Annotated in this window: 6 protein-coding genes; 4 read left to right on the top strand and 2 right to left on the bottom strand. The window is 46.5% G+C overall.

The window, feature by feature from the left end:
* Positions 1-74: 74 nt before the first annotated feature.
* Positions 75-584, bottom strand: coding sequence for a DUF2726 domain-containing protein (locus LZP69_RS09110; RefSeq protein ID WP_234200022.1), 510 nt, complete (start codon positions 582-584; stop codon positions 75-77).
* Between the two features lie 470 nt (positions 585-1,054).
* Between LZP69_RS09110 and LZP69_RS09115 the strand changes: the two genes are divergently transcribed.
* Entirely contained in the window at positions 1,055-1,933 is an 879-nt protein-coding gene (locus LZP69_RS09115) for a LysR family transcriptional regulator (protein ID WP_234200023.1), read from the top strand.
* 98 nt (positions 1,934-2,031) lie between these two features.
* On the opposite strand, the gene LZP69_RS09120 is transcribed toward LZP69_RS09115, so the two are convergent.
* A complete protein-coding gene (locus LZP69_RS09120; protein WP_234200024.1) occupies positions 2,032-3,042 on the bottom strand; it encodes a LysR family transcriptional regulator in 1,011 nt (336 codons plus the stop codon).
* 393 nt (positions 3,043-3,435) lie between these two features.
* On the opposite strand from LZP69_RS09120, the gene LZP69_RS09125 reads away from it, so the two are divergent.
* The 3 genes from LZP69_RS09125 to LZP69_RS09135 all read left to right on the top strand — a co-directional run bounded on the left by LZP69_RS09125 (position 3,436) and on the right by LZP69_RS09135 (position 15,296).
* Complete coding sequence (locus LZP69_RS09125) at positions 3,436-8,571, top strand: S8 family serine peptidase (protein ID WP_234200025.1); 5,136 nt, start codon at positions 3,436-3,438, stop codon at positions 8,569-8,571.
* Between the two features lie 642 nt (positions 8,572-9,213).
* Positions 9,214-14,262: a S8 family serine peptidase gene (locus tag LZP69_RS09130; protein WP_234200026.1), complete on the top strand. Its 5,049-nt coding sequence runs from the start codon at positions 9,214-9,216 to the stop codon at positions 14,260-14,262.
* A gap of 578 nt (positions 14,263-14,840) precedes the next feature.
* Positions 14,841-15,296 (top strand): hypothetical protein, encoded by a 456-nt coding sequence (locus tag LZP69_RS09135; protein ID WP_234200027.1) that lies wholly within the window; start codon positions 14,841-14,843, stop codon positions 15,294-15,296.
* The last annotated feature ends 42 nt before the right edge of the window (positions 15,297-15,338 follow it).

The following is a 15,338-nucleotide window of genomic DNA, read 5'->3' on the forward strand; positions in this document are numbered from 1 at the left end:
AATCAGAGCGCCAAGTGGTCAGTTTGACGCTCGGTTGGACTTGCTTTATTAGTATTAGCTAGAGCAGACTCATATCAGGCGGCGAGGGCACTGCGCAGCAGGGCTTCGTCACACTGCTTATGTTCGTCCAGCTTAATGAGTTTCACCCCTATGTAATCCAAGCATTTTTCGACAAATCGCATCTGCTCTGGTGAGCTGGCACTGGGATCGCTGACCACAAGTTTGACCGCAGACGATTCATTGTCGACGACCACATAATCCAGGTGGCAGTGTTCCATAAAGTCTTGCACCTCTTCGTGGTTGCGAATTGAGTCATCAATATCGACCACATTCACCAGTGACGCTCCGTAAAGCACATCATAGCGATTGCTGGCAATGGCTTTGAGACCTTTAAGAAAATGCATTGATTCTTTATCTAACAAGTGTGGCTTGATGCTAACCGCGGCATCGGCCATCTGTGCCTCGTTTGATCTAAAGAACTTTATGCAAGTCATTACGAAGGTCACTACAACCAGAGGGACAATAATAAATAGAACAAAGTACATAAAGGCATAACTGATAAAAACAGTGGCTATGTTGTTCATGATAAACCTCCATCGGTATTTTCATTTTTTTACTCTCTAGTTAATTATTACTTTATGTGTATTATTTACAATAATTATCGAAATCAATTTATTTAAATTTTGCAGCAGGTCTGATAGTTGTTTTTAACTATTTTGTTTTGTAGATTATTGATAATTGAATATGTGTTTTTCAAATAGTGGATATCTGTTTTTATATCTATTATTTAATTTTTAATAAGTTATTTATTAATTAAATTTTTCTTGTTAAGTTATTGTTTGTGTTGATTTGTTTGTGTTTTCTTTTGTTCGATTGCAGATTTTGAAATAAAAGTATTGTAAGCATTTTCATATTAACTATAATTCAGTTTATATATTTTATTAGGGGGTATTTTCAAATGAAAAATATAACTATAGATAGTTTGGATATGCTGAGTGCTAATATATTAGTTAATCTTTATGAAAAACATTCTGCATCCACTGTTGCAAATGATATGAATATCCCCGCGCCTAAAGTGAGTCGTTGTTTACAACATGCCAGAATGATATTTAATGATCCGCTTTTTATCAGAAAGAAGCATGGTCTGGAGCCCAATGAGTTTACTCGCCAGCTCTATCCCATAGTCAAAGAGTTAGTGCAATGCAGCGAGTCACTCTATCAGTTGAATCAGAGCAATACGAAGGCGGCAACCAATATCGTGATTTATATCAGTGAGCTGCTGATCCAACATCTGTCGCAACAGCTCAGCAGTGCCATAAGCGATGCACAGTTAGCCATCAGTTATGAACTGCGTAATGACTCGGAGGATATTCTCGATGATATCGCCAATGGGCTGATCGATCTGGCGGTGTTGAGTGAATCGAATCCGCTATTACTGCAGGCCGATACGCGCCTGGAGGTGGTGCCCCTGAAAACCCTGCAGCATCTCTATCTCTTGTGTGGGCTCAATCATCCCATAATGCAACAGCAGATCAGTCTGGCAAATATTGCCAGCTATCCTTATTTGAGTGCGTTTAGCCAGATAGATAAGCGTTCACCGGATCCTTTTGAGCTCTATTGCCGTCAGCAGAAATGGTGCTGTCACCTGGCTCCTACCGATCACAGCCAGTCTTCCTTAGGTTTTTACGATCTGTTTCGCTATCTATCCGATGATAAAACTGTGAGTCTGCTGCCCTTTAATAAGGTTTACGAACAGAGCCATTTGTTACCTGGGCTACATGTGTGTTGCCTGTCGGCGATAGATACCGAGCGTTTATATCAAGATCAGTCCTATCCCAGACTCTATCTTATCAGTGCTAAAGGGCAGCCTAATCTTCATATCAGCTGGATGAAACAGGAGATCACATCACTGATCAATCAGAGTGTGCATTAGTAACAGAGTTAACTTATTCAAACGACATGGTAAGCTTTATCGCCCCAGTCGCATTCTCTATCATGCCCTGGGGTCTTTTTTATGCCAGAGGCTGCCCTTTAATGACAGCTGCACTGGTTGGCATCATCGCCACTCTCGCCAGCAGGGGATCGTGTTTGTGCCATCTGCCGGTAGTGAAATTGCATCTCGATCAGTTTTTCGCTGAGCACTTTCTTCAAACAGCTGGCCAACTGAGGCTTAATGCCCTTATGGCAATGCAGATAATAGCTTTCGCTCTCGAGCTCGCTGGTTTCGCGCCAAATATCTGAGATATCAAGGTAATCGAGGTCATCACGGTTCTCGAAATAACTGACCGACATGGCCGAGGCCAGCACAGCCACATCCTGACTGTGACTGACATGATCGACCAGCATCCTCAGGCTCGGACTCTTCAGCGCCACATGGATCTCGATTTTTTTGCTTCTGGCGTAGTTTTCAAGTGGATGAGGCTGTTGTTCATGCAAGTTGGTATTGGCCAGGGCAAGATGATATCTAAACAGCCCAGCAAGCGGATCGGTGGCGGTAAAAATGGGATGACCACGCTTGGCAACAATAAAAAAGTGGTTGATATCGCCGAGTTTATAGTTATTCACCATAGGATGATTAATCAGCTCGGTCGAGATACTGCAATCGAGTTTGCCCTGACATAAACGCTGACTGACTTTATCTGACCAGGGCTGAATATTGATACTGACACCGCCATCGACACAGTGACAGATCTGTTGCACGCAGTTGAGTGCCATCAAAGACCACTGCTCGTAAGTTGCCACGCTCAGCTGAAAAGGCTCGGCGTCCTTGTCTATGGTGGCGGCGACTATCCTGTCGTATTGCTCCAGTATGGTTTGCACCATAGGGTAGATGGTCATGGCGACCTGATTGGGTTCGAAACCATATTGCTGACGGATAAACAGCTCATCCTCCAATACCTCACGCAGACAGGTTAAGCTGCGACTCACCTTAGACTGAGTCGTACCCAAACGCTCGGCCGCCGCGCTGCCACTTTTAAGCTCAACCAATCCGATAAAGACTTGTAAAGTAAAGTAATCGAGTCGACTCACTTTTTTAAGCATGGCCATATCCTTTGCGTTGCTATTCTGCCGGCCTGGATTAGAGGCATAAATAATGGATCTTTTACTTAATAATTAAGTAGTTGATAACTTTTCCTTGTAACACTAAGTGGCAAAAAAAACTGCAATCTGGGTCACAAATGTGTGGTGTTTTTGAGCAGATTTAGTCTAAGAGGATTATTGATTTCGTTAGTCAAATTAATTTAAAGCTAATTTTTATAATTGCTTAGCTTAGTTTTTTATCAGCATTTTGCTGTTGCATTTATGTTGCTCGATTGATGCTCAAATGTGGGGTGGTGTTACAAAAAGGTACTCAATTATTTAACTGCCTTTGATATATCTATCGCGTAAGAAAATTTATCAAAAAAATAATTAACTGATTTTAAAGGAAGTTTGATGAGTACCCCAAAACTGTTTAAGCAAAGTGCGATAGCAAGCTTCACGGCTCTATATATCGGCGGCGCTTGCTCGGTTGCTGTGGCCTCTCCAGGCATGGAGAAGGTGCCCGGCACGAGTTTTTATACCCCAACTTTTACTGCTGAAGATATTCAGCGAGTTAATGATGCCCGCAAGCTTGAATTATCGGGTGATGTTTATCTGGGTCAACCAGGTCAAATTAACCGCATTATTAAAAAGCGTACCCCGGCGGAGATTTTCCAGCCTGAAGCACAGTCTAGTGGCGTTCAAACTTATATTGTTCAGCTAGATGCTGAGCCACTAGCGACCTATACCGGGGATATTCCTGGTTATGCCGCGACCGCTGCGCCAAAGAACCGCTCTGTGATCGCTAAAGGCCGTGTCAGTGTTAACACAGCTTCTGCGCAGTCATACAAGAGCTTCCTGCTAGGTAAACAAGATAGGTTTATCGCTAAAGCGTCTCAGGCTGGTGTATCAGCAAAAGTGAACAAGCAGTTCACTGTGGCCAGCAATGCCATGGTGGTTGAGATGACCCAGGATGATGCGATCAAGATGTCACATCAGTCTGGTGTAAAACGCATCAGCCTAAACCGTATTTTCCAGTTGCGTACCGACCGTGGTCCAGAATTTATCGGCGCCGATAAAGTGTGGCAGGGCACGGCAACTTCAAGTAACAGCCTGAATGCCAAGGGTGAAGGCATGGTGGTTGGTATTATCGATACCGGTATCAATACAGATCATGTGTCGTTTGCCGATGACGAAGATTATGCGATTGCTAACCCGTTTCAAGCGGTAGGTTTCCGTGGTGATTGTGTTGAGTCACCCCAGTTGTGTAACAACAAATTGGTGGGTGTGTACTCATACCCTGAGATCACAGATGTTTATGACGCCGATGAGTTCCAAACTTCCTATCGTCCTGTGATGATACGTCCAGCCAATGGTGAAGACTATAACGGTCACGGTTCTCATACCGCCAGCACGGCTGCGGGTAACGCCTTAGAGAATGTGCCGCTACAAAGTTTTGATGGTGAAGCGACCAGTGATGGTATCGATCTGCCATTCACTTTCCCTAAAGTCAGTGGTGTTGCGCCTCGTGCTCATGTGATCTCTTATCAGGTGTGTTGGCCTGGCGGCAGCGGTGATCCTTATGCGGGTTGTCCTGAATCAGCCATTCTTTCTGCATTTGAAGATGCCATCGCCGATGGGGTCGATGCCATTAACTTCTCTATCGGTGGTGCAGAATCGCTGCCATGGGCAGACCCAATGGAGCTGGCCTTCTTAGCCGCGCGTGAAGCGGGTATCTCTGTGGCTGTTGCTGCCGGTAACAGTGGTGCCTATTGGACTGCTGACCATACTTCACCTTGGGTAACCACTGTGGGCGCGAGTACCCACGACCGCCAACTTGAAGCGGGTGTGAAGACCTTAGACGGTTTTGAAGGAAGCAGCAACATCCCTTCTGCAGCTATCGAAGGTTTGAGCTTTTCTGGTGGCATCACAGGTCAAGTGGTGCTGGCTGAGAACTTTGCCGACCCTGATACCACAGATAGCTATAAGTCTGCAACCTGTAACGTACCTTTCCCTGAAGGGACTTTTACTGCCGATCAGATAGTCGTGTGTGAGCGTGGCGATATCGCCCGTGTGGATAAGGCGAAAAACGTTGCAGCAGGTGGAGCCGGTGGTATCATTCTGCAAAACCTTAGTTCAAGCGAAAACCTGGTTGCCGACAGTTATGTGATCCCTGGTATTCATGTTAAATCAGTGGATCGTTTTAAGATCCGTAACTGGGTGATTCGTAACGGCGAAGCGGCCCGTGCGACCATCTCTGATTACACCAACGAATACACTTTCAATGCTGAGCTGGGTAATAACCTGGCGACCTTCAGCTCCTTAGGCCCAAGTAAAACCAATAATACCTTAGTGCCAGATTTGACGGCCCCAGGTGTGGATATCTATGCGGCAAACGCCGACGATCAACCGTTTACTTCTGTGCCAGCTGCATCAGATTGGACCTTTATGAGCGGGACCTCTATGGCCGCGCCTCATGTCACTGGGGCTATGACCTTGCTGACTCAGCTGCATCCTGATTGGACCCCTGCTGAGATCCAATCTGCATTGATGATGACAGCCGGTCCTGTGGTGCTAAACACAGGCTATGAGCTAGTTGAGCCCTTCTACAACTTCATGGCCGGTGCCGGTGCCATTAATGTTGCCCGTGCAGCAGACACTGGTCTGGTGATGGATGAAACCATAGATAACTACCGTAATGCTGACCCAACCAATGGTGGTTTAGTGAACTGGCTTAACATCCCATCTATGGTTGAAATGGAATGTGAGAGAACCTGTAGCTTTATGCGTACGGTTAAAGCGACCCGTGACGGTAGCTGGACAGTGGAAGGCATAGGCAAAGAGGAAGGCTTCGACGTGGCCGTTTCTCCAGCACAGTTCAGCCTAAAAGCGGGTGAGTCACAAAGCATCATCATCACGGCAACCACGCCGAGTATGATTGAGATGAACATAGAGCCGGAAGATGCAGGTCTACCTTGGAGCACTGTGCTCAATAAAGATACCTTCTTCAACGGTCAGGTGAATCTGAAAGAGGTGAGTGGTAACGCTCCTGATGTGCACATGCCAGTTGTTGTTGCAGCCGTTGCTGACCAATTACCTGTATCACATCGCTTTGAGATCACTCGTGACCAAGGCACTGAAACTCTGATGGTGAATACCGATTCATACAGCGAGCTAACGCCACGCTTCTATGGTCCAGTTAAACCTGAGATGGTTAACACCACGCTCACTGCGGTTTCACCTTTCCTGAACCCTGAGAATCTTGAAGCTGGTTGGGATATCCGTCCTATTACCATTCCTGAAGGCACTAAGCGTCTGGTGGTAGAGGTGTTGGATGCCAATATGGTGACGACCGAAGAAAACCTTAATCCACGCTACACCATCCCACATCCCTTTGTGGCGATTGGTCGCGATGCAAATGACAATGGCACTTTCATCCCTGAAGGTACTGTAGATTCCACGACTATTCGTGAGGAATATGTCGAAGAGATCTTGTGTCTATCGAGCAGCCAGTCACAGCATAACTACTGTAGCATCGAGAGTCCTGCTGCCGGTACTTACTGGATTGCGACGGCTATGGCCTATGGCCAAGGTTTAGGTGATGTTAATCTTGATACGGGTTATGCCATTATCATGGAAGATGATGATCGCGGCTATCTGAGCCTGTCTGGTCCAGCGTCTCACGATGGTAACGGTAATTACAACATCGATATCAACTGGAACATTCCAGAGACCCAAGCTGGCGACATCTACTACGGTGGATTCGACATGGGTAGCATGCCGGGCGCCGAAGGTACCTTAGGCTTTACCGCTCTGGATATTCGTCGTAGCGATGATGCAGTTCAGTGGTCTGTTAGCCAAGATACCGCGCGCAGCATGGATGTGCTGGATATTACTCTTAGCATAGCGCCTAACCTGGAAACTCAAGATCGTAACTTTAAGTTTGAAGTGAAGTTGCCAGAAGGGATGCGCTTAGCCACTGATACTATCGTTACCAACAAAGAGGAAGTCACGCAGGCTGTGGTTGCCGATGAAACTGGTTTCGTATTATCAGGCGTGCAGCCAACCACTCGTGATGTTAAGCGTGACTATAAAGTCAGCACTAACTTCACCAATGAGATGTGTCATACACCGCTGATCGATGAATACTCAACCGGCGGTTATATCGACTTGTTCGGTGAGTTTAAGTTGCAACCAACAGCCGATTGGTTGGTGGGTGACTTTAATACTAGCTTCGATGTGCCTATCGATTGGTTGTTCTACAAAGAAGGCGCTAAGTTTGAGCTTTATAACCAGCCAAACGGTGGCTATATGCGTATGCACACTGTCGGTGCATTACAGCTAAATACTGCCTACTGGTATATGAAGTTGCACCGTGGTCCTGGTTTCTTACTTGAAGGTTTAGCACCTTTCTGGCGTGGTGATTTCGAAACTAAGTATCGTCGTAACCCTGAAGATCCGTGGGGACTGACCATTGCTTCACAATATGCTGAAGATCGTCCAGATCTAGGGGATCTGCTGTTCCTTGAGTTTGATAACGTGACCGATACTAAGACAGGCGAAGAGTTTGACTTCGAAGTGATCTTGCGTAGCGGTATTGATTATCGCCAAGGCCAATATGAGATCATCTATGCCTACGATAACCTGGGTGCCGATCTGGCTAAAGGTGTGGTGATGGTTGAAGGTTTCGATTCACCCTATTCAAGCGGTGTAGGTCCTAAAGATGGTGCGTTATACCAAGTATTAGGTTACGACAATCTTGATGAAGTATTGTCTGATGACTTGGTGGTTTGTTATGACTACGTAGGCCCAGAACAGAGCCGTATGGAAGTGACTTTCAAGGCGGTGATTAAGCCTGAAGCGACCGGTTCAACTATGGATGTCACCTTAGACTATGATCTCGAAGGTGCTGAATCAGTCAGTATGAGCCATGCTATCAATGTACAAGGCAACATCAAGGTTGCTGAGATCGCCGATCAGTTTGTGGCTGAAAATACACAGCTTTCACTGAGCGTGATGTATGTTGACGCCAACAAGGTACCGAATACCGTTGAAGTGACAGGTGAGAACATCACTGCAGAGGTTAATGGTAACGACTTTACTATTACGCCTAAGAAAAACTGGCACGGTGAAACCACTGTGATAGTAACGGTTCGTGATAACGAACACAGCGGTGATGCCACTAGCACCAGCTTCAATTTAACGGTAGAGTCTGATGGGAAAGAGCCTGAATCAGCAGGTCAGGAAGATGAGGTTGAAGTTGAGACTGAATCTGATGACAGTTCAGTTGGTCAGGAAGATGAAGTTGAAACTGAAACTGAAACTGAATCTGAATCTGATGAGAGCTCAGTTGGTCAGGAAGATGAAACTGAATCTGAATCTGATGACAATTCAGTTGGTCAGGAGGATGAAGTTGAAGTTGAAGTTGAAGTTGAAACTGAATCTAAATCTGATGACAGTTCAGGTGGTGCCTTAGGCTTTGGCTTGTTGACACTATTGCCGCTGGCCATGCTGCGTCGTCGCCGCGCCTTAAAGCTAGTGCGTCATTAATCAAAATAAAAGAGGAGCTTAGGCTCCTCTTTTTATGTTCTATTTTTGAAAGTTACTAAGTTACACACCCGTCATCAGCTCTGTTTGCTATGGTCTAAAGGCTGTGCAACGCTTTGCAGCTATTTGAGAGTGGGTTGAATAGAGCGGCTGCATGAGATTAATTTTCAGCAATCTTCTTGTTTGTACTGTGAATCATAATTAAAAAAGAATATATCCCCACCTTTACTACGTGACCAGTTTTAGTGACTTTAAAATGTGGGAAAGCAAAGAATTAAATATCGTAACAGTTTGAAATGTAATCAATTTATTGTCGTAAACTTAGCTATACAATTAGTGTAAAGTTACATGTTGTTACACTTTAAAGTTCGCTCTCATTTATTAAGCCAGCCAGTTTATTTTCACTTTTCCTACTTTCGCTACATGCGGCTTTTAGCCTGTGTTTTGACATTGGCGCTGCCGTTTTCTTACCCGACTTTGTCACCGATGCTAAGTAAGCAATCTTGCTGAATTCGATTGTAAACAAACTGCAATGTTAATTAAGTGTATAGTTTTTGTTAATTAATTTTGATATATCTAGCGCGCTCTGTAAGTTAATGAAAAATAAAAAATATATTAGCAATTGTTGAATTAGAAGGAATTTTAATGAATACCTTACATATCTTTAAACACAGTGCGATAGCGAGCTTGACAGCGCTCTATATCGGCGGTGTTTGCTCTGTTGCCTCGGCCTCTCCCGGTATGGAGAAAGTGCCAGGCAGCAGTTTTTATACGCCTACTTTTACAGCCGCAGATATTCAGCTTGTTAATGATGCTCGTAAGCAAGAGCTAAAGGGGGATATCTTCCTTGGTCAGCCGGGTCAGGTTAACCGGGTAATGAAGGCACGCACACCAGAGGAAATTTTCCAGCCTAGGGCTAATGCATCGGGTGTTCAAACCTATATTGTTCAGTTAGATGCCGAGCCGTTAGCGACTTATGCTGGTGATATTCCAGGTTATTCTGCGACTAAAGCACCGAAAAACCGCTCTGTGATCGCTAAGGGGCGTGTCAGTGTTAATACTGTCTCGGCACAATCCTATAAGAGCTACCTGTTAGCCAAACAAGATAAGTTTATTGCTAACGTTCGACAGGCCGGGGCGACGCTAAAAGTGGGCAAACAATTTACTGTCGCCAGCAATGCTATGGTGGTTGAGATGACTCAGGATGATGCGATCAAGATGTCGCATCAAAGAGGAGTCAAGCGCATCAGTCCAAGCCGGGTGTTTAAATTGCGTACCGACCGGGGCCCTGAATTTATCGGTGCCGACAAGGTTTGGCAGGGCACAGCTTCAGCCAGCAATAGCCTAGCAGCGAAAGGGGAAGGTATGGTTGTCGGTATTATCGATACTGGTGTGAATACCGATCATATCGCCTTCGCCGACGATGAGGAGTACGCGAACGCAAACCCATTTAACGCGGGCAATTTCCGCGGGGATTGTGTTGAGTCCCCTGAACTGTGTAATAACAAGTTGATTGGGGTTTACTCCTATCCCGAGATCACCGGTGTTTATGATGCAGATGAGTTTCAAACCTCTTATCGCCGCGAGATGATACGTCCAGCTAACGGTGAAGACTATAACGGTCACGGTTCACATACTGCCAGTACGGCAGCGGGTAATTTAATTAAAGATACCCCGCTACAGACTTTTGATGGTCAAGCGACCAGCGATGGCGTCAATGTGCCTTTTAATTTCCCTCAGACCAGTGGTGTTGCGCCGCGCGCCCATATCATCTCCTACCAGGTTTGTTGGCCTGGCGTTCAGGGCGATCCTTATGCGGGTTGTCCAGAAACAGCCATTTTATCGGCATTTGAAGATGCCATTGCCGATGGTGTCGATGCGATTAACTTCTCTATTGGTGGTGCCGAAGATCTGCCTTGGGGAGACCCGATGGAATTGGCCTTCTTAGCCGCTCGTGAAGCCGGTATCTCGGTTGCGGCAGCAGCGGGTAACAATGGTGACTATTGGACCGCCGATCACAGTTCACCTTGGGTCACCACAGTGGGCGCTAGCTCTCATGATCGTGTTCTCGAGGCTGGTAAGAAAACCTTAGGCGAGTTTGAAGGGGTGGCGACACCTTATTCTCAGACGATTGACGGTATGGGTTTCTCTGGTGGCATTAACGGTCAGGTGGTTTTGGCAGAAAATTATGCCGATCCCGATCTTACCGATACCTACCCTGCCGCTAAGTGTAACGCACCTTTCCCTGCGGATACCTTTACCAGTGATCAAATCGTGATTTGTGAACGTGGTGATATAGCCCGTGTTGATAAGGCGAAAAACGTGGCTGCGGGTGGAGCTGGTGGCATCATCTTACAAAACGTGGATTGGCGAGCGGATGATCTGGCTGCAGACAACTTCGTTATTCCAGGTATTCACGTTAGCTCATCGAATCGTTATTCACTGAAAAACTGGGTCAATAGTAATGGTGCTGCGGCACGTGCGACGATTTCTGAATTTACCAATGATTACCGATTTGATCCTGAACTGGCTAATAACCTAGCGTATTTCAGCTCAATGGGCCCCAGTAAAACCAACAACACCTTAGTGCCTGATCTGACCGCGCCTGGTGTGGATATCTATGCGGCCAACGCCGATGATCAGCCCTTTACCGCTATGCCTGCCGCATCGGATTGGACCTTTATGAGCGGCACCTCGATGGCGGCGCCTCATGTGACAGGTGCTATGGCCTTGTTGACTCAGCTGCATCCTGATTGGACACCAGCTGAGATTCAATCGGCACTGATGCTGACTGCTGGTCAGGTGATGCTCAATACGGGTTATTCAGAGTTCCCATTGATTGAGCCTTACTACAACTTTATGGCGGGTGCCGGTGCGATAAACGTCGCCCGTGCGGCAGATACCGGACTTATCATGGACGAAACCATAGATAACTACCGTAATGCCGATCCAACCAATGGTGGTTTAGTTAATTGGCTCAACCTACCTTCTATGGTTGAAATGAATTGTGAAGGCAGTTGCAGCTGGATGCGTACCGTTAAAGCGACCCGTGATGGTAGCTGGACGGTCGAAGGTGTAGGTAAAGAGGAAGGCTTTGAAGTTTCTGTTTCACCCGCCCAATTCAGCCTAAAAGCCGGTGAGTCACAAAGCATCATAATTACTGCAATCAATCCAAGCATGATCGAAACGCCGACTGTTCCTGTCGATGATAACGGTGTCTGGACGAGTGTGGAAAACAAGGATGTGTTCTTCAACGGTCAGGTTAACCTGAAAGAAGTGAACGGGAATGCGCCTGATGTACATATGCCGATAGTCGTGGCGGCTAAAGCCGATCAACTGCCGGTTTCACATCGCTTTGAGATCACCCGTGATCAGGGAACTGAAACCCTGCAGGTCAACACTGATGCTTATAGTCAGTTGACGCCGCGTTTCTACGGCCCTATCAAGCCAGAAGTGTTTAACAGCACGTTGGAAACCGTATCGCCTTTCCTGAATTTAGCGAATATCCAGATGGGTTGGGATGTGCGTGCCATTACCATTCCAGAAGGTACCAAGCGTTTGGTTGTGGCAGTGCAGCAGGTAGAGTCGCTCTCAACAGAAGAGAACCTGATCCCGCGTTATACTAAGCCTCATCCTTATATCATGGTGGGTTATGACGAGAATGGTAACGGCACATTTGTCCCCGAAGGCACTGAGGACACTAACCTGATCGCCGATGAGTATCAAGGCGAGCTGATTTGTCTATCAACCAGTCCGGCTGAGGATAACTACTGTAGTCTCGAGAGCCCAATGCCCGGTACTTACTGGATCGCCACCGCCAATGCTAACGGCCCTAGCAAGGTGAGTGTTGACACAGGTTATGCCATTATCATGGAAGATGACGATCGCGGTCTTCTGAGTATTTCGGGCCCAGCCTCTCACGATGGTAACGGTGACTATATTCTCGATCTGAACTGGAATATTCCAGGCACTCAGGCAGGTGATGTTTACTATGGTGGTTTTGACATGGGTAACATGCCAGGCGCTGAGGGTACCTTGGGCTTTACCGCATTGGATATTCGTCGTGGTGATGATGCGGTGCAGTGGACTGTAAGTCAGGATACCGCCCGTAGCATGGATGTTCTGGATATTAAGCTGAGCGTTGCACCTAACATGGAGTCTCAGGATCGCAACTATAAGTTCGAGCTTAAACTGCCAGAAGGGATGCGATTAGCGCCAGCCACCTTACAGACCAACAATGAAGCTATCGCTCAGGCCATAGTTGCTGACGAGACAGGCTTTACCTTATCTGGCCTACAGTTATCGACCCGTGATGTTAAGCGTGACTATAAGGTGACGACTAACCTGACCAGCGAGATGTGTCATACACCGCTGATCGATGAGTACTCAACCGGTGGTTATATCGATCTGTTTGGCGAGTTTAGAATTCAGCCTCAGGCAGACTGGTTAGTAGGTGACTACAATACCAACGTCGATGTACCTATGGAGTGGTTGTTCTACAAAGATGGCGCCCGTTTTGAGCTATATAATCAGGAAAACGCCGGTTATCTGCGTATGCATACTGTTGGTGTGATGCAGCTTAATACTGCCTGGTGGTATATGAAGCAGCATCGTGGCCCTGGATTCCTGATGGAAGCGCTTGCGCCATTCTGGCGTGGTGATTTCGAGATGAAATACCGCCATCACTGGGAAGAGCCATGGGGACTAACCATAGCGTCACAATACGCTGAAGAGCGTCCTGATCTTGGCGACCTGCTGTTCCTCGAGTTCGATAACGTGACAGACATAACCACAGGTGAAGAGTTCGACTTCGAGACTATCCTGCGCAGTGGTATAGACGATCATGAAGGAATGCATGAAATGATCTTTGCCTACAAAAACCTAGGCGCAGATTTAGCCAGAGGGGTTGTGATGATCGAAGGATTCGACGCACCTTGGTCAAACTCTGAAGGTCCTGTGGGTGGACAGCTGTTCAACGTGTTAGGTTTTGACAATCTCGATGAAGTCTTGTCTGAAGATTTAGTGATCTGTTATGACTATGTGGGTCCAGAGCAGAGCCGCATCGAAGTGAACGTCAAAGCTGTGGTCAAGCCTGAAGCCACAGGTTCAACTATGGAGCTCCTGCTCGATTATGATCTGGAAGGTAATGAGTCTATTAACCTGAGCCATGCTGTTAGCGTCAATGGCAACATTAAGTTGGCGGCTATTGCCGATCAAGAGGTCGATGAAAACACGGCACTGGAAGGACTGAGCGTAATCTACATCGACGCCAATAAGGTTCCTAATACAGTGGAAGTGACGGGTGAGCATATCACCGCCGAGATCAATGGCAATAATTTTACCCTGATCCCTGAGGAGAATTTCCACGGCGAAACCATAGTGACTGTGACAGTGCGCGACAACGAGTACAGCAGTGATGCCGCCAGTACCAGCTTTAAGCTGACGGTTATCTCTGATGGCGTTGAACCTCCAGCACCGGCTCCTGAGCCAGAGGTTGAGCCGACTCCTGAACCTGAACCTGAGGCTGAAGCAGAGCCTGAAGCAGAGCCTGAAGCAGAGGCGACTCCTGAGCCCGTGCTTGAGCCAGAGGAAGATGACTCAGACAGTTCAGGTGGTGCCTTAGGTTTTGGTTTACTTACACTATTGCCATTGGCCTTCCTGCGTCGCCGCGTGTTAAAGCCTGTGCGTCATTAATGGCGAAGAAGATATAGAAGATGATTAAGGCTGAAGCCTGAAATGGTCGAATTTAAAAAGAGGAGCTTAGGCTCCTCTTTTTTATGGCTGTAAATTTATCAATATTTGCTCTATCTTTGGATCAGCTTTTTTCGGTCTGACGACCGAGAAACTGGTGGGTTACATCCCCAGTGTTGAATTCGGTCTTGCGACCGAGAAAGTGGTGGGTTACATCCCCAGTGTTGAATTCGGTCTTACGACCGAGAAAGTCGTGGGTCTTCAACCCACACCCGACCAAAAGGGGAAAAGCGCTTGTTCCCCTTTTGGAAATCCCTCAGCGCCCCTAACGAAGTTGTTATTCCTGAGTGTCTTTTTGAAAATCCCTATCGCCTCATATTCGCCATCCATGGCTCACCTGAGGCTATTTCGGCATCCATGCCTCAATCACGGAATTTTCTGCAAGCCACTCAGGCAACTTCGATGGGGATTGGCACCCTCAGACTCTGTCGTGAAGATTTATTTGTGATGTTTCTAAGTGCTGACTAATCTCTAAAACGGCAAGATCAATTGTTGCACTTAAAAGGGAGTTTAGGTTTGCCATGAAACTAATCATTCAAATCGCATTGGGTATTTTGCTTGCTGGGGTGGTTGTCGCTGTAGGGGAGTTGGTTGTTATCTCTTATGCAGCTTATCAAGCCGATCTTTATTTGAAACAGCAAAGTCAACTTGCTCAACAGAAACTACTTGCCCAACAAGAGGCAGAGAAACAACGCAAAATAGAAGCCTATAAGAAAAAATATCTCGCAGAGCAAAAAAGTATCCAGACGCGCCGAAAAGCTGCCGATGAATATTCGAAGCGCCAGCGGGCTTGGAAGAGTTATTATGTCACTCCTGAATCTTGCAAATCATTTAAAAATGAAAAACATATGGTGGAGTGCATAAACCACAAAGCAGAAGCCAAGCAAGAATTCGATCGATTATACGCGACTGGAAATATGATTATCCCACCGCCATCCAGAGATCAAATTGAGATGTTTAACTTTAAGGGAAAATGAAGAGTTCCACCTAAAGGTACAGTCAATATTTGATTTTTTGAG

Source organism: Shewanella sp. AS1 (assembly GCF_021412565.1).
In the GTDB taxonomy this organism is placed as follows: domain Bacteria; phylum Pseudomonadota; class Gammaproteobacteria; order Enterobacterales; family Shewanellaceae; genus Shewanella.

Coding starts and splice junctions, on each gene's coding strand:
- LZP69_RS09110 (WP_234200022.1), bottom strand. CDS start 584: ATGAACAACATAGCCACTGTTTTTATCAGTTATGCCTTTATGTACTTT.
- LZP69_RS09115 (WP_234200023.1), top strand. CDS start 1,055: ATGAATATCCCCGCGCCTAAAGTGAGTCGTTGTTTACAACATGCCAGA.
- LZP69_RS09120 (WP_234200024.1), bottom strand. CDS start 3,042: ATGCTTAAAAAAGTGAGTCGACTCGATTACTTTACTTTACAAGTCTTT.
- LZP69_RS09125 (WP_234200025.1), top strand. CDS start 3,436: ATGAGTACCCCAAAACTGTTTAAGCAAAGTGCGATAGCAAGCTTCACG.
- LZP69_RS09130 (WP_234200026.1), top strand. CDS start 9,214: ATGAATACCTTACATATCTTTAAACACAGTGCGATAGCGAGCTTGACA.
- LZP69_RS09135 (WP_234200027.1), top strand. CDS start 14,841: ATGAAACTAATCATTCAAATCGCATTGGGTATTTTGCTTGCTGGGGTG.